The sequence below is a fragment of the Aquimarina agarivorans genome (assembly GCF_000218485.1).
In the GTDB taxonomy this organism is placed as follows: Bacteria; Bacteroidota; Bacteroidia; order Flavobacteriales; family Flavobacteriaceae; genus Aquimarina; species Aquimarina agarivorans.
The window spans coordinates 96365-113295 of the sequence record NZ_AFPB01000089.1 but is presented as its reverse complement, the minus strand read 5'-3'; the positions used below and the strand labels follow the sequence as shown (position 1 = coordinate 113295).

Here is a 16931-nt window from a genome sequence, read left to right as displayed (position 1 = left end):
ATCAACATCAAAAAACTTTTTTTAAATTTGTAATTTATATGTTGAGTAACCTTCAAGAAGTAGTCTTTCGTCAGGAGGAGAAATTAAATCTTCAAATTCAGGCAGTGCACCTTCGTCACTTACAACAATGTAAAATGTACCTGCTTCCTCAGGAGTAAATATGTAACTAAATTCGGAATCTATTAAAGGCGATTCAAATAAAATTTCTTCGTTTTCCAAGGAAACTATAAAAAAAACAGGAAACCCTTCCAATGCTTCATCAGGGATTATAGCTGTACTTTCTAATGAAATCTCAATAGATGCATCTTCTTCTAAAGTAATTTCGTAAAAATCAAAATCAGAATGTCCATCTTCAAAACCAAGAAAAGTGGGACCATCACCAATAATTCCATCATTAGTCGATTGAATTAAATTCGAATTTTCTTTAAAGGAAAGTACTTGTGCTGTATCAAAAGTATCATTCCCTTCAATTGAATCTTCCTCAAATAATATTTCAGTAACCGATACGTCATCAAGTCCTTTTAATTGACCGTTAATAATTACCGAATTTATTAAAGAGGGTTTAGATCTAAAGTTAGAAATTAATTCAGGAGTTTCAATAGAAGTATTTAAGTTATCATTTGATTCAAAATATATGCGTTGTTCGTTAGCTGTTTTAGCTAACAGTTGATTAGTATTGTTTAGATGATGACTTAACAAACAATTTTTATGATTTTGTTGTTTTTTTAAGTTGTTTTTTTTGGGCAAAAATGAAGTTGCAAAAAAGCATGGCTACTAGAGTAGTAGCATTAAGAAGTTTTTTCATTACAAATGTGTTTAGGTATAAAACGCATTAGGGACAAAATACCCTACTACCTAAACCAATTTTTTTGTTAAAACCCAATCTAAAACTAACAATTAACAACAAACAAAGAAGTGTTATTTGAATATTTGAAAAAACACATTTGATTGAATCTATTTATACCTAGTATACTATTGGAACGGCACTAAAAGTAACTAGTGAAAGAGAATTATTCCAAAACAGTAATTTATCTTCAGAAAAATTATAAGACCTCATTGTGTTTCGAATATGTTTACAAGTTTAGTTTGTGAGTGTTTTTATGACATCATGTCAGTAAATTTTACGTGGCATAATGATTGACTTATGGTAAAATATAAAATTTGAAACAAATAAGTAAATAATAAAATACAAGTTTATGTCTAAAATTATTGGAATTGATTTAGGAACTACAAACTCTTGTGTATCTGTAATGGAAGGAAACGAGCCAGTGGTAATTCCTAATGCAGAAGGAAAAAGAACAACGCCATCGGTGATTGCTTTTGTTGAAGGAGGAGAGATTAAGGTGGGTGACCCTGCAAAGCGTCAGGCGGTAACTAATCCTACCAAAACTATTTCATCAATCAAAAGATTTATGGGTAATAAATACTCTGAATCTAGTAAAGAGGCAGAACGTTCAGCATATAAAGTAGTAAAAGGAGATAATGACACACCACGTGTGGATATTGATGGTCGTTTATACTCGCCACAAGAGCTTTCAGCAATGACACTTCAGAAAATGAAAAAGACTGCTGAAGATTATTTAGGACAAGATGTATCCAGAGCGGTAATTACGGTTCCTGCATACTTTAATGATGCCCAGCGTCAAGCTACTAAGGAAGCAGGTGAAATTGCAGGCTTAACTGTAGAGCGTATTATTAACGAACCTACAGCAGCAGCTTTAGCTTACGGATTGGATAAAAAAGATACAGATCAAAAAATAGTTGTTTTTGATTTTGGAGGTGGAACGCATGATGTGTCTATTTTGGAATTAGGTGACGGTGTATTTGAAGTATTAGCTACTGATGGTGACACGCATTTAGGAGGTGATGATGTTGATCAAAAAATTATTGACTGGTTGGCTGATGAATTTAAGTCCGAAGAAAATATGGACTTACGTCAGGATCCAATGGCGTTACAACGTTTAAAAGAAGCGGCTGAAAAAGCTAAAATTGAATTATCATCTTCAGCTTCAACTGAAATAAATTTGCCTTACATTACGGCAACAGCTGCTGGACCAAAACACTTAGTACGTAGTTTAACAAAAGCTAAGTTTGATCAGTTAATTGACGATTTAGTAAAACGCACTATTGAGCCTTGTCAGTCTGCTTTAAAGTCAGCAGGATTATCAACAAGCGATATTGATGAAATTATATTAGTAGGAGGATCAACACGTATACCAGCAGTACAAGAAGCTGTTGAAAAATTCTTTGGAAAAGCACCAAGTAAAGGAGTAAATCCAGACGAGGTTGTGGCTATTGGAGCAGCAATCCAAGGTGGTGTTTTAACTGGTGATGTTAAGGATGTATTATTATTAGACGTTACCCCACTTTCGTTAGGAATTGAAACTATGGGTAATGTAATGACTAAGCTTATTGAAGCAAATACTACGATTCCTACTAAAAAGTCTCAGGTATTCTCTACAGCAGCAGATAATCAACCAAGTGTTGAAATTCATGTACTGCAAGGAGAGCGTCCAATGGCTCAGGATAACAAAACAATTGGTCGTTTCCATTTAGATGGTATTCCACCAGCACAAAGAGGAACTCCACAAATTGAAGTAACTTTTGATATTGATGCGAATGGTATTATTAAAGTTTCTGCAACAGATAAAGCTACGGGTAAATCTCAGGATATACGAATTGAAGCATCTTCTGGTTTAACCGAAGAGGAAATTGCTAAAATGAAGCAAGAAGCTGAAGCAAATGCCGAAGCGGACAAGCAAGCTAAAGAAACTGCGGATAAATTGAATGAAGCTGATGGAATGATTTTCCAAACAGAAAAGCAATTGAAAGAGTTTGGTGAAAAATTATCTGATGATAAAAAAGCACCAATTGAAGCAGCTTTGGAAGAGTTGAAAAAAGCTTATGAATCTAAAGATTTAGCAGTAATTTCACCAGCTTTAGATAAAATAAATGAGGCATGGAAAGCAGCTAGCGAAGAAATGTATAAAGCTCAAGCTGAAGCAGGTGGGGCACAAGGCGCACCAACAGGAGAGCCTCAAGCTGATGCGTCAGGAGCTGCAGATGGGTCATCAAATGATGTAGAAGATGTAGATTTTGAAGAGGTGAAGTAATTCTTATTCATAAAATTTATAAAAAAAGCTATCAATTATGATAGTCTTTTTTTGCAGAACTAGTAAGTTTGTACAATTAACATTTTTTGAATTATACGTTTAAAGCGGTTCTTTTTTGTTTAATTTTTTAAAAATCATAATTAAATAATTCAAATACAGCAATAGCTTTAGTTAACTATCAATTTAATTGTTTTTTCGCCAACTTTTATAAAATAAATTCCATTAGGTAATTTACTAATATCAACTTCATTAGTTGTGCCTTGCAGTTGATTAAGGTTGGTAAATTGTTGACCATTTATACTGTAAATTGAAACAGTATCAGTTTGTTTAACTCCGTTTAAAATTACTTTGTTTGCGGTATAAGTTGGATTTGGAGTGGCAAAAACTTTTGAATTAATTGTCGTTATATCCGAGCTTTTTGCTCCGCCAACTACAGCCCAGCTAAAAGTTTCCCATCCTTTAACATCGTTAGCAACAGCTCCCAATTCTTTAGTATCAATAGCCAATCGAGCTCGTACGTATTTGTTGTTAAATGCTTTGAAGGCTACTTTGCCATTTCCTCTGTTTTCCCAGGTAAATGTTTCCCAACCCAATTTGTTATTGGAATTAGTAATAAGTTGTCCTTCTTCATTTATTCGAGCTTGTACGTATTTATTATTGGCTAATGCCCTCAAATGTACTTTGCCGTTTCCAGCATCTTCAACTCGGAATTGTTCCCATCTGGCAACTCGATTTCTGTTAGCTCTTAAAGGAGTTCTTGCAGCTGACAAATCAGCAGTTACATATCCAGCACTTCCATTATTAGCTTTTAACCAAATTGTTTTTCCTATTGGAGCATTGGAATTGTTTATAGGGTTTGCAGGGGTAGGAGTAGTAGGAACAGTGGGTGTAGGAGTTTCAACAGGGGTGATAACAACAGGAACGGTTGGAACTGGCGGAGTTGTAGTTTCACTTCCACAATCTTTCAAACCGCCACTATTTGCAGGTAATGAATTTGTGCCTAAACACATATCTATTATCGAGTTTGGTATAATATTCGGGTTATTAGTATTTACTCTAGATTTTGAAACGCTGCCAAAGGAAGACATGTTAGCCCCTGGAATAAACTGTACGTTATTTCTACCTTTTATTGGACGGCTTACTTGCTGAATGGCATTTTGTTTATTTTTTCGATAAAAAATGCTGTTGTTTAAGGTGTATTTATCCTCAGTACCTTTAAAAAAGAAGATGTCACTGGCAATAGATCTGGTAGGATCATTAGGATTAGGTTCATTACTATAAAAGGTACAGTTTTGTATTAAACCTTTTCTAGGTTCACCTCTAAGCATAAGTGCGCCTTTCCCTGTGGTTCTAAATTTTCCGTTTTTATCTTTTAAACGAATAAAATTTGTATTAGCAAATATGCTATTTGATAATTCAAACTCTAAAAATGTTCTAATAGTTGATTCGGCTACTTCATTTCCAACAAATTGAGAATTGATAATTTTCATCTTCGGGCCTTTAAAATTACCGGAGTGAAAAAGAATGCATCCAGAGAAAAAATCCCCTCTTTCAGGATCTCTAGCATTTTTGAAATTGTAATATTTGTTGTTTTTAAAAATACACCCGTCAATGATTAAAGAATATTGTGAACCTCCAGGAAAAGGACCAGTTTCGCTACCACCTCTTGCTCTTAGTGGACGTATAAACACCTCCATTACAGATGCTTTAATGTTAGCTGCATTTTCCTCAAAGTTAGTTCGGTAAATTTCAAGTGGTTTTGCGGTTCTGTCCACGCGTAATGCCCCAGCACCTTCGGCAATTCTTCGTCTTGTAGAGCTTTTGGTATTGTAAGCGGTAGAAATATTCTTTTCGAAACTACTGTCCATAATAGTTAATTTATTGATGGATGTTGCTCCAATAGCTCCTCCTGTAACAGCTTGGTTCCCTCTAAAAGTACATTTATAGACTTCCCCCGTTGAATGAAAGTTCAATCGTATAGCGGCTCCATTTTGATTTTCGCCAACACCATCATATCTGCCACCAGGGGTATCGTCCCATTCATCTACAGCATTGTTAAAAAACTTACAGTTGTAAACACGTACAGCAGCGCCTGAATTAGATTCGATAGCACCTCCGCCAGTTCTAAAATTTTTTCGATCTTGAATGATGGCTCTTTTAAGTCTACCATTTTGAAAAGTAGCATTTTGAACAATGAATTTGACACTTTTACGAATCACAAACATGCTTGATGTATTGTTGCCATCAAAAGTAATTTTATTATCCCCTTCAATTAAAATGCTTACACAAGGTTTAGAAGGAGCATTTGAAATGTCAATAGCTTCTTTGAACGAGATGTTTTTTTTGTTGCCAACGTTTTTAAATGAAATTACGCCACCTTTATCTGCAGCAAGCTCCTCCATGGCTTTTTTTAATTCATCAAAATTGGGATTAATTATTTTTTTAACTAATCCAGGGTAACTAATATTTTTAGGAATCGGATTTGGTAAGTTTTTAGGGGCATTTAAATTTTGAGTGTAGTCTTGCCACAATCTGTTTGATGGATTAACTACACCTTTACATTCGGTAACAATTTGAGCATTTAAAGTGCTTATAACATATAAAAAGAGCAAGCAGAATATAGAAATTTTTTTAATCATAAGTTTAATTTTTTTGAAGTTGTTAGTTATAAAAAACTAAACTATAATATTCTGTAAAACACTATACGTTTAATAGCAAACAATAGTAAAACCTTAACATTACACCTTTACAGAGAGCTCTTTTTTGTTAATTAGACTATAATTTTTTTACAAATTATTGGTATGTCGTTTGTGCTAAAATTTAAACAAGAATGAGACATATTTAAAGGGTTCAAAATATATTTTTAGTTATCAAAACAATAAGCATTTCCCAAGTTAAACATGAAATATTGGGAACGATAATTTTGGGCTAATAATTATGGGCTTAGGGTAAAGATAAAATGATAGATGAAATGGTTTGATAATATTTTGGTTATCAAAAAAAAAGAGTCAAAATTTAAAGGAAAGGTAACTGGGTACTTGAATAATGTTGAAAATTATTTTAATTTTTTAAAACTATGAATTTTTAATTTACAATAATTTATTCACAGCTTGATTATTTGATTTTTGCGTTAATTATTAAATGGAAAAAAGCCTTGATATACAGGGTTTTTTATCGTGCAATAATTAATGAGACTAAAATTTTAAGTTAGATTGTCATTTTTTTTGTAAACTATATTACTTTTTTAAGTCTAATGAATAGTAATATTTTTATTAACTATTAATTACACAAATTATGAAAAATGTAATCAAAAAATTGGCAATAGCAGCAGTAGCTGTTTTTGCATTATCGTTTACTTCAATTGATGGCGAAAAGAAAGAAATTAACACTTCAGAAAGTAAAGTAGAGTGGAAAGGTTATAAAGTAACTGGTTTTCATGAAGGAACTATTGCAATAAAATCTGGAGCTTTAGAATTTAATGGAGATAAATTGGTCGGAGGATCATTCGTTATAGATATGACCAGTTTGGTATCAACAGATTTAGAAGGAGAATACAAAGGAAAGCTAGAGGGGCATTTAAAATCAGATGATTTTTTTGGCGTAGAAAAATTTTCAACTTCAACATTAACTTTTAAATCAGTATCGCCTAAAGGAAAAAATACATATTCAGTTACCGCCGATTTGACCATTAAGGATGTAACGAAACCCGTAACATTTGATTTTTCAGTTTACGGGACTAAAGCAACTGCTTCCTTAAAAATAGATCGCACTGAGTATAATGTAAAGTACGGATCAGCAAGCTTTTTTGATGGTTTAAAAGACAAGGCAATTTATGATGAATTTGATATTTTAGTGGACTTAAAGTTTTAATTTTTTTTTGATTTACAAGGGGAAAATTAAAATTGAATTTTAAAAGAAGAGTTATCATAATCGGTATGATAACTCTTCTTTTTTAGTTATGTCGAAGCCATCTACAAATTATTGTAATTCAACAAGGTAGTAGGGATTTAGAAAAATTTTTAAATAGTTTGCCTAATTTACATAATATCGCTTTGAAAGTTTATTGAAGTTAAATCTCTCTACTTTCATACGATAAAGCTCAGAATAGTATTTCTATAAATAATTTATTTGGTATTATAATGGTAAATATAAATTTAAATACCTATATTTAACCATTATATTGGTATAATATGTTGGAGATTACTACAATAAAAGATGTAAAAGTCAAGATCGGCGCGGTGTGTAAGGCACTTCGAAAATCAAATGAGCTATCTAGAGATGAACTTGCGGAAGTGCTTGATGTCTCTAGCACCACCATTCAAAACATCGAGAATGGTAAAAATGCTACACTCGATACTATTTTAAAAGTAGCAAATCATTTTGGATTACTACAATCTATAGTCAATCAAATAGATAAGGTCATTGTTGATCAAAATGACATTTCATTGTATTAATAGATGGCTAGAGATAAAACATTAGCTATAATTGCTTTTGGCCAAGAGATTGGCAAATTAGGTTTTGATATAGATCAGGGTAAATCTTTTTTTCAATATAATCCTGAGTTTTTGGAATCTGGCAAGTACTCAAAGCTCTTTCCGTTTATTTTTAAACGTACCAAACCAGCGCAGGTATTCACGGAATACCAACAGGATACATTTCAGGGTTTGCCACCAATGATAGCAGATTCCCTGCCAGACACCTTTGGAAATATCATTTTTCAAGAATGGCTAACAGCAAGAGGCATCCAAAAAGTGACACCGTTGGAACAGTTGGCTTACGTGGCTGACCGTGGTATGGGTGCTTTGGAATACAAACCTGTGAAAGAACTATCAAATACCACATCTATAAACATCGATGAAATCATTAACATTTTAGAAAAGGTATTGAAACTAAAACAAGATACATCTGGGGCTACCCTTGATGAATTGTCTTTACTTAACATTTTCAAAATAGGAACTTCAGCAGGAGGAGCTAGACCTAAAATCTTAATATCTGAACATAAAGAAACTGGTAAAATCATAGCTGGAGATAGAGAAACAAGTGAGGATTACAATCACTATCTAGTAAAGCTACACCTTGATGATAGCGATGGCTATAACAAAGAAAAGGTAGAATATGCCTATTATTTGATAGCGCAAGAAGCAGGTATTGATATGATGCCATCTAAACTCATTGAAAACAAACATTTTGCAACATTAAGGTTCGATAGACAATATGGAGAAAAACAGCATGTACTAACTGTTACAGGTTTAACAGGTTGGGACTTTAAAAGCCAGCCCGAAAATTCATCTTATGAAAATGTTTTTAAAGTAGCCTTGGGATTGGAAGTCCCACATAAAGATTTACAACAACTCTTTAGACGTATGGTTTTTAATGTTGTTTTCAGAAATGTAGATGACCATTTAAAAAATCACAGTTTTACTTACAGCAAAGAAACAGATAGTTGGAATTTAGGACCAGCATACGATTTAACTTATGCACTCAATCCTCTATTTACATTTAAAACTACCTCAAGAGCTTTGTCTATTAATGGAAAGCGTACTGAGATTATTTTAAAAGACTTGTTAACAATTGCCGAAGAATTTGTCATTAAAAATCCTAAAGGGATTATTGGGGGTATTCAGGCGTTGATTCCCAGGTGGATGGAGATTGCTGGTGAATTAGAGATACCTGAAAACATAATCAAAGCAATCCAAAAAGAAATAAAGAGAATAGAAAAATTGTAAATAGCAAGCACACCCATTTGAGATATAATATTCTGGATTATTGCTTTTGCTATAAATCTTATGGCTTTAAAGAGTTATTAAGTTCCCTTAGCGCTAAATTTTTACGAGTTGATCCTTGATCTGGGTTGATTCATAAATTTAGAAAACTGTCAACAAAAAAACAAAACCCCATTATCAAATTGATAACGGGGTATTTGCGGAGAAAGAGGGATTCGAACCCCCGGAGGTGTGACCCTCAACAGTTTTCAAGACTGCCGCATTCGACCACTCTGCCATTTCTCCAGTGTGCCTCATTAGGTATTCCCTAAATGCGAGTGCAAATATAAAAAGCTTTTTTAGTTTGACAAAACATTATTTTCATTAATTTCACAGTATATGCGAATATTTTTTGTTATTTGAGTTATATAAATGAAATTCAATTAATTGAAATTTTAATGTAAATATGAAAAAGATTTTTTTAATTAAAATAAGCTTAATTATTTTATTGGTTGGCTGTAAAACTTTAAACACCGATAGTGAAAATAACGCAAAGGAATTCATTTCTGCTATAAAATTGGAGGCTAGTGACCCTACTTCTTATGCAAATACAATAACTGAAAAAGAGTTTGAAAAATTATTAACTGATTTTGCTAGTGATGATATGGAAGGCAGAGAAACTGGAGAATCTGGACAAAAAAAGGCGGCAGCATATTTGAAATCATATTATCAAAACTTAAACATTCCCAGTCCAGCTACAATAGACTATTTTCAGTACATTCCAAAAGAATTTTTTAATGGTTCTATTAAAAAATCAGAAAATGTAATTGCTTTTTTGGAGGGTACTGAATATCCAGATGAGCTTATTGTAATTTCAGCACATTATGATCATTTGGGGATTAATGCTAATGGTGGTATTTATAATGGCGCAGATGATAATGGATCAGGGACTACTAGTATTTTACAAATTGCTGAAGCTTTTGCTAAAGCAAAAAAAGAGGGGGCAGGTCCTAAAAGAAGCATATTATTCTTGCATTTTACAGGGGAGGAAAAAGGGCTATACGGTTCTAGGTACTATACCGAAAATCCGCTATTCCCATTAAAAAATACCGTTTGCGACTTAAATATTGATATGATTGGTAGGATAGATGACGAGCATTCAAATGCTCCAAATTATATTTATATTATAGGGAGTGATCGATTAAGTAATGAATTACATTTGATTAACGAAGCTATAAATAATAAGTATACTTTATTTAATTTAGACTATAAATACAATAAAAAATCCGATCCTAATCGATTTTATTACAGGAGCGATCATTATAATTTTGCGAAAAATGACATCCCAATTATCTTTTATTTTAACGGAGTACACGATGACTATCATAAGATAACTGATGAAGTTGATAAAATTAATTATGATTTATTAACAAAGCGATCAAAATTAATTTTCTACACGGCATGGGAACTGGCCAATCGTAAAAATCGTATTCTACTCAATGCTGATTACTAACATGTAGGAAAAAAATGAGCTAGTAGTGAGCTACTTATTTTTAGTTTCTGTATTTGTAAGAATTTTGGATAGCAACAAGCTTATGGAATTCTTTGTTTTATTATACTTAAGCTCTATTTTAGTTACTTATTTCGAACTATTTTTAGGCTTATGGCAAAAAATTAGGTTAAATAGGGTTGACTGGCGTCATTACAAGATCAAATACTACTAGGAAACTTTATATGTAAGAAAAGCTTTTCGTTTATAATAAAGGCCTAGGTATATTGGTTAATATACCTAAACACTAATCATAAAATTTTAGGTATGAAATTAAATAAATTGGTCGTAATTACGGCTGCTCTATGTTCACTTTGGTCTTGTCAAAAGGATGAAGCCGAAATTTTAAATCCAGAAGCAGATGCTCCTGGTCAAACAGAAATCAGAAGTTTAATGGGAATTAAAAATTTCCCAGTCGTTAAACAAGCAGATGGAACTTATCTTCATGGAGATATTGTTTTAGAAGAATCACAATTTGATGATCCTAATGCATCAGATATTATTGAACCTAAAACTCCAGAAACAGGCGCTTTGGCCTTGGGTAATGGATTTGTTAGGAAATGGCCGAATAATACTGTAGTCTATAGATATGACAATACAGTAACAGCACAAATGAAGTCAATTTTTCAAGAATCAATGGACGAATGGTCATCAAAAACTAACATTCGTTTCAAAGAACGTACAAATGAAGCTGATTTTGTAACGGTTAAATCAACAGGGAGTGATTGTTTTTGTGGTTATGCCACTTTAGGTCAAAGCAGAAATAGAGGAGTTTTAGCATTTGGTACACGAGCACCTTTGTCTGTTGTACTACACGAAATAGGACATACGTTAGGGTATTTACACGAACAAAATAGATCTGATAGAGATGATTATGTTAGAGTGTTGTTTGAAAATATTTCTGACGGAGGAAGAGATCAATTTTTTAAAAGTGATAATTCTATTAATTTGACATCTAAATTGGATATCACATCAATAATGATGTACGGGCCTTTTACATTTTCAAAAAATAGACAACCTACAATTACTGATTTAAATGGAAATACTTATCGTAGATCAGGTACAATTTCAGCAGGAGATATAGAAGGTACTAATAGAGCATATCCAAGTAGTACAACAGAAGAAGAAGACAATGATAATGGTGATGATGACGACGAAGAAGAAGACAATGATAATGATGACGAAGAAGAGGATGAGGATACCGATAACCCAACAGTGAAGCCAGATCCTACAGATGCTTGTAGCGGTGTATCGGCATGGAGTAGAAGCACAAGATATAGAGTAGGTGATAAAGTAACGTTTAGAGGATACTTGTTTGAAAGAGATTTTTCAACTTGGAATTTATTACAAAGATGTGGTACTCAAAAAAGAAATGACATTTGTGCTGGAGTTGACCGATATAATGGAGGTAGATATAATGTAGGCGATAAAGTTGTTTTCCGAGGAAGCTTATACCGAAGGGTACAAGGTGGATGGATCAGAGAAGGTCAGTGCGGAAGATAAGTTGAAGCTTATTTATGATAAAAAAAAGGTGTTTTAACTATCCTTTTTATTATATAATAGAATAAATTTTATTTTAGTTTCGGAGTTGAAGAGTCATAAGTAAAGTTTCGCAGTCTATTTGTTTTTTGGTTTGAAAACCAAATACCTACTTTTAGTATATATTTGTATAACTGTGTCTTCATTCTTTATAAATTGAGGTTTTATTGGCACCGCCAAAGGGTATAATACCCCGAGGCTTGCCTCGAAATTGAAGGCTTGTTTCAAACGAATGCCTCGTGGGCTTGCTCCGAGGTAGTTTACTATAAATTATATCAAAAAATTTGTATTTGAAAAACTAATTTACTTCTCATGAGTGATGTTTACATTCGATCTTTAAAACAATATACAATTGATTGTGAATTTGCTTCCCAATTAAATCTGGTTTTACCATTTTTTCCTAATGTTTTTAGCTGCTAGATAAATTAGGTATTATATTTTTTTTGAAATGAAGGGTATGCTAAAAAAATGAGTATATAATTCCGTTTAAAATTTCAATCTCATTTTTGAATCTGGATTAATACGATTTACGAACAAAAATTTTACATCTAATGACATTCTTTTTCTACTATATTTTCTTCATAAAATGAAACAATAGCTACGGCTATTCTTAAATTTGATTCATCAATCTAGCGAAAAATCCTTGCCATTATTTTACGAAATTCTCATCCGTAAATCGTATAAGCCTATAAAAAAAGACAAAAAATAAACTAATCATTATTCCAGAAGCGACTAAAAGCGTTGATCAATAAAAATTATAAGGGAAAGCTATCGGAAATTTTAAATGTATTTGCTCTATTTGATCTCTTACAGGCTCATTCTTAGTTTTACGTTTAATATTCGAGGAGTTAAAAAATTAGGAACAGCAAATTGTCGTAAACTATTTGCATCTCGAACAAACGTATTTGTTATGGAGTTTTGCAAATTGAATAAATTAAAAACTTCGACACCAATTTCAAAAGTTTCAAAATTATTCAAAAATTTGAATGTTTTGGCTTTTTTATTTTCTCCATCAACAATAACGTATGATGTTCCAATATCTACCCGTCGGTAATCATTTAAACGCGATTGAAACTCGTAAGGATCAGCAAAACTAGGAGAACCGCCAGGTAAACCTGTTTGGTAGACTAAATTTAAATACATTTTTAAATTAGGAATACTTTTAACGTAGTCCTGAAAAAGCACCCCAAATTTTAGGCGTTGGTCAGTTGGTCTGGGGATAAATCCGCGGTTGTCCAAATTTTCTTCGGTACGCAAGTAACCAAAACTAAACCATGATTCTGTTCCAGGAACAAATTCTCCATTAATTCGTAAATCTAGTCCTTGAGCAAAAGCTTCAGCGTTGTTGTTCGCTCGGTAACGTATTCGCACATTTTCCAGCGTATACGTATTTACATCCGAAAGTTTTTTGTAGTAAATTTCAGAAGTAAGTTTAAAAGCTCGATCCCACATTTTAAAACTATAATCATTGCTTAGGGAAACATGAAATGATTGTTGAGCATTTACATTAGGTACTACTGCACCTAATTGATTACGTAACTCTCTATAAAATGGGGGTTGATGGTACAGTCCTGTAGAAAAACGGAATAGCATATCCTTTTCCCAATTGGGTTTGAGGGTAAATTGTGCTCTTGGACTAATGGTAATTTGTCGATCGCTAATAGCGTTTCCGTTATTATCAGCAATTTGCCATAATTGTGAACGTACGCCGGCATTTATCCAGGCTTTGTGATCGCCAATAAAGGTTTTTTTGCTCCATTGCACATAGTCGGAAATGCGATGTATTGTAATTTCATTTTGTGCGTTAACGTTGCTAAATGGAATGATACGCGGATCGGTTCTACTATCTCTAGGGTCTCCATCTAATGGATCATCAGGAGTTGGATCAATTTGTTGTTCGATAAAAGGGGAGGGAACAAAAAAACCAGAATTATCAACAAACTCATATTCTCTAACCCGGTCTCGTACATTTTCATTAGTATATTTAAGTCCCCAATCAAATTGATTGTCATTTTTAGTATACGTACCGCGGTGTTCAAAATTAAATATTAAAGCATCCAAATCATTTCTTGCATGTGATATTTGGGCACCAATGCCCTCCACCGATTCAATCTCGCCAAAAGAGTCACTACCAATTGCGGCATTTACTTTACCAACTCGGTATTGTGCTAAAAAATCGAAGTATTCCTGTTCCTGTGTGTGGTAACCAGAAGCAATAAAACGTAAACTTAAATCTTTTGTTGGTTTATATGTACCCTTGAAAGCGCCAAATAGTGTTTGATAACGATCACTTTCCTGACCATCATATACCACTGTAAGTGCACGTGGGCTATCTAATGTTCCAAAATTAGTTCTTCGGCTTATAGGTTCTAAATCATACAAATTGATAGCTACATTACCTAGGAAGCTTAAGGCAAATTTGGAAGAAAAGTTATGCGTAACATATGTTTGTATATCGCCAAAACGCGGACGGAAATTACTATCGGTGTCGCGAGCATCAACTAAAAGGCTGTTATCGCGATAACGGATTCCTAGCATAGCTGTGGTATTAGCATCTTTTGATATGCCTTGTAAGGCAAGGCTACCGCCTAGTAAACTCAATTCAGCTCTTGCTCCTAATTTTTTTGGTGTTTTATAAGTAACGTCCAAAACTGAAGATAATTTATCTCCATATTTGGCTTGAAAACCCCCAGCTGAAAAATCAACGTTGCTTACCAAGTCGGTGTTTACAAAGCTTAAGCCTTCCTGCTGGCCCGATCGTATTAAAAAAGGACGGTATACCTCAATTTCATTAACGTAAACTAAATTTTCATCAAAATTACCCCCGCGTACATTGTATTGTGTACTTAATTCATTGTTGTTGCTTACACCGGGCAATGTTTTTAACAATCCTTCAACACCAGCGTTAGCCGATGGTGTATTTCTAATTGTTTTGGGGTCTAAATTGACAATACCTTCAACATCTTTTCGGCTAGTACCCGTAATTACAACTTCGGATATTTGTTCTACATCAGTTTTTAATACGGGATTAAATTCATATTGCTGATTTGGTTTTAGTTGTATTTGGAAAGCTACTTTTTTAAAGCCAGTATAAGTAATAGTTATATTTATTTGCTTGTTTGCGGGAATATTAAGTAAATACACCCCATTACCATCAGTTTGTGTACCCGTATTGATATCCGAAACTACTTCGGCGCCAGTGACTGGGTTATTAAATTCATCAAGGACAATACCTTTTACTTCGGCAGTTTGTGCATATAAACTTAATGTAAATAAGCTTAAAAATAAAAAAAGAGTAGTTTTCAAATTAGTTGGTTTGTCTATTGTTTCCTGTAAAATACAGCTTCAAAAATAGTATTATTTCCGACATTATCTTCAACATAAAGTTTAATGTTGTTTTCACCTATAGTACTTACACCATCGTTAAAGTCGTAAACAAGTAAATCAGTTTTATAATCGTACTCCATTAACGCAAAATTACCGTTAATAGTTGCCTTGTAATTTTTTATTCCTGTTTGTTTGTCTTCAATTTTTATTTTTAATGTTTTGTTATTGGATATCCATTTTTTATTTGTGAAGTTGATAGGCTTTATTTTTGGCGAAATACTATCCGTAAAAACACCAAATTTACCAAAAGTGCGGGTTCTGGCTGTAATTCGGTTTTTAATTCTTTTAGCACCCACAAAACTAGGTTTTCTCTCATCAGTATATGTGCCAACATAGCACTGGTGTGGGTACAATTGATTTTGTAACGAAAATGATACATTCATGTATTTGTGTAAGGGTACATTATCTTTATGAATTTGAATTTTGTTTTTGGGTAAATCAATAATTTGCAAAGCCACGGGGTCATACACTGCTTTTTTTGGAATAGTAAATGATACATAGTCATTTTTATATGAAAATGATTGTTCGGGCAAAGCTAAATAAGGTGAGCTATGATCAGTCAAATTAGTAGGAGTAGCAGGTAAAACTTCTCCAGTAATGGGGATAAATATTGATTTTATATTTCCTTTAAAGTCAGAAATACTTAAATCCACAGTGTAAGAGAGTGCATTTTGTACCGAAATAAAACCATTACCATGTTCATTATTGTAGATACTCAATGGATTATTTTCTTCAATAAAAAGTTTAGTAATTCTACTTTTATTTTCTGTCCAATAATTGTAATCTAATAATTGATTGATGTAGCGTGTTTCTGAAAAAGAAAAGCGTTTCATTTCCAGCTCAAAGTTTGGCGTTCCATTTACTTTTGTTTGAATTTTGTACACTCCATTTTTATTATGAGCGGCATTTTGTTGATCGTAAGTACTGACACCTACACCAATTTCGCCACAAGCTTTTACGGGTAAAGTTGTTAAAGTACCATCTTTATGAGAAGAAATTTTTAAGCGGTAAGGTTTGTGTTGTCCATTAATGTGCGCATCTTGCGAAAGCGGATATAACCACACTGTATTTACTAAAGGTTTTTTAGTATCGGCAATTTCAATACCAAACAGCATAGGATTCATAGGTCTTGATTTTGCATCTCTAATTTCAAAGTGTAAGTGCGGACCACCGCTACCACCGCTATTTCCAGAATATGCAATAATTTCATCCTTGCTCACAGGAAGCTCACTTGCTTTAGGGTAAAGCTCTATAGTGTAAGATTCTTTGGCATATTGTTTCTTTTTTACGTATGCTTCAATTTTTGGAGCAAATTTATTTAAATGTGCATAAACGCTTGTGTATCCATTAGGGTGTTGAATATAAATGGCTTTACCGTACCCTCCCTCGGATATTTTTATTCGGCTGACATAGCCTTGTGCAACGGTATGGATATTAATTCCTTTTTTTCCTTGTGTTTTGATATCCATGCCTGAATGAAAATGGTTGCTTCGCAATTCACCAAAAGTACCTGAAAGTACTAACGGTATTTTCATAGGGGTAGAAAAATAGTCTTTAGGAATTTGACTCCAAATACATGTAAATATTAAAGTATTAAAAAAAAGTAGTAAAAAATATTTCATAAAAAAAATGCACTTGTTT

The 16931-nt window shown here is 33.1% G+C and carries 10 protein-coding genes and 1 tRNA gene; 6 read left to right on the top strand and 5 right to left on the bottom strand.

What is annotated here, in order from left to right; genetic code table 11:
- Nucleotides 1-21 precede the first annotated feature (21 nt).
- On the bottom strand, nucleotides 22-699 hold the full coding sequence (locus GMC_RS0105135) for a hypothetical protein (RefSeq protein WP_238527926.1): 678 nt from the start codon (nucleotides 697-699) through the stop codon (nucleotides 22-24).
- 497 nt (nucleotides 700-1196) lie between these two features.
- Between GMC_RS0105135 and dnaK the strand changes: the two genes are divergently transcribed.
- Nucleotides 1197-3113 (top strand): molecular chaperone DnaK, encoded by a 1917-nt coding sequence (dnaK, locus tag GMC_RS0105130; protein WP_010521131.1) that lies wholly within the window; start codon nucleotides 1197-1199, stop codon nucleotides 3111-3113.
- 167 nt (nucleotides 3114-3280) lie between these two features.
- Here dnaK and GMC_RS20530 read toward each other — a convergent pair whose 3' ends face one another.
- On the bottom strand, nucleotides 3281-5752 hold the full coding sequence (locus tag GMC_RS20530) for a T9SS type A sorting domain-containing protein (RefSeq protein WP_010521130.1): 2472 nt from the start codon (nucleotides 5750-5752) through the stop codon (nucleotides 3281-3283).
- A gap of 655 nt (nucleotides 5753-6407) precedes the next feature.
- Between GMC_RS20530 and GMC_RS0105115 the strand changes: the two genes are divergently transcribed.
- From GMC_RS0105115 to GMC_RS0105105, 3 genes are all read left to right on the top strand, one after another.
- Nucleotides 6408-6983 (top strand): YceI family protein, encoded by a 576-nt coding sequence (locus tag GMC_RS0105115; RefSeq protein WP_010521129.1) that lies wholly within the window; start codon nucleotides 6408-6410, stop codon nucleotides 6981-6983.
- Nucleotides 6984-7303: 320 nt separating this feature from the next.
- Entirely contained in the window at nucleotides 7304-7567 is a 264-nt protein-coding gene (locus tag GMC_RS0105110) for a helix-turn-helix domain-containing protein (protein WP_010521128.1), read from the top strand.
- 3 nt (nucleotides 7568-7570) lie between these two features.
- The gene (locus GMC_RS0105105; RefSeq protein ID WP_010521127.1) at nucleotides 7571-8839 is read left to right on the top strand and encodes a type II toxin-antitoxin system HipA family toxin; all 1269 of its coding nucleotides are present in this window, start codon (nucleotides 7571-7573) and stop codon (nucleotides 8837-8839) included.
- A gap of 197 nt (nucleotides 8840-9036) precedes the next feature.
- On the opposite strand, the gene GMC_RS0105100 is transcribed toward GMC_RS0105105, so the two are convergent.
- A tRNA-Ser gene (locus tag GMC_RS0105100) sits at nucleotides 9037-9121 on the bottom strand.
- A 160-nt stretch (nucleotides 9122-9281) separates the two neighbouring features.
- Between GMC_RS0105100 and GMC_RS0105095 the strand changes: the two genes are divergently transcribed.
- Together GMC_RS0105095 and GMC_RS0105090 are read left to right on the top strand one after the other, a co-directional pair.
- The gene (locus tag GMC_RS0105095; RefSeq protein ID WP_010521126.1) at nucleotides 9282-10328 is read left to right on the top strand and encodes a M28 family metallopeptidase; all 1047 of its coding nucleotides are present in this window, start codon (nucleotides 9282-9284) and stop codon (nucleotides 10326-10328) included.
- 303 nt (nucleotides 10329-10631) lie between these two features.
- Nucleotides 10632-11867, top strand: a complete 1236-nt coding sequence (locus GMC_RS0105090) for a M12 family metallopeptidase (protein ID WP_010521125.1) — start codon at nucleotides 10632-10634, stop codon at nucleotides 11865-11867.
- An 843-nt stretch (nucleotides 11868-12710) separates the two neighbouring features.
- Here GMC_RS0105090 and GMC_RS0105085 read toward each other — a convergent pair.
- Together GMC_RS0105085 and GMC_RS0105080 are read right to left on the bottom strand one after the other, a co-directional pair.
- A complete protein-coding gene (locus tag GMC_RS0105085) occupies nucleotides 12711-15209 on the bottom strand; it encodes a TonB-dependent receptor (RefSeq protein ID WP_010521124.1) in 2499 nt (832 codons plus the stop codon).
- A gap of 14 nt (nucleotides 15210-15223) precedes the next feature.
- Nucleotides 15224-16912 carry a M23 family metallopeptidase gene (locus GMC_RS0105080; RefSeq protein WP_010521123.1) on the bottom strand — a complete coding sequence of 563 codons (1689 nt, stop codon included), beginning with the start codon at nucleotides 16910-16912 and terminating at the stop codon, nucleotides 15224-15226.
- Nucleotides 16913-16931 lie beyond the last annotated feature (19 nt).

Excerpts from the sequence above, each read along its gene's own strand:
- GMC_RS0105110 (WP_010521128.1), top strand. The coding sequence starts at position 7,304 with ATGTTGGAGATTACTACAATAAAAGATGTAAAAGTCAAGATCGGCGCG.
- GMC_RS0105095 (WP_010521126.1), top strand. The coding sequence starts at position 9,282 with ATGAAAAAGATTTTTTTAATTAAAATAAGCTTAATTATTTTATTGGTT.
- GMC_RS0105115 (WP_010521129.1), top strand. The coding sequence starts at position 6,408 with ATGAAAAATGTAATCAAAAAATTGGCAATAGCAGCAGTAGCTGTTTTT.
- dnaK (WP_010521131.1), top strand. The coding sequence starts at position 1,197 with ATGTCTAAAATTATTGGAATTGATTTAGGAACTACAAACTCTTGTGTA.
- GMC_RS0105105 (WP_010521127.1), top strand. The coding sequence starts at position 7,571 with ATGGCTAGAGATAAAACATTAGCTATAATTGCTTTTGGCCAAGAGATT.
- GMC_RS0105090 (WP_010521125.1), top strand. The coding sequence starts at position 10,632 with ATGAAATTAAATAAATTGGTCGTAATTACGGCTGCTCTATGTTCACTT.
- GMC_RS20530 (WP_010521130.1), bottom strand. The coding sequence starts at position 5,752 with ATGATTAAAAAAATTTCTATATTCTGCTTGCTCTTTTTATATGTTATA.
- GMC_RS0105080 (WP_010521123.1), bottom strand. The coding sequence starts at position 16,912 with ATGAAATATTTTTTACTACTTTTTTTTAATACTTTAATATTTACATGT.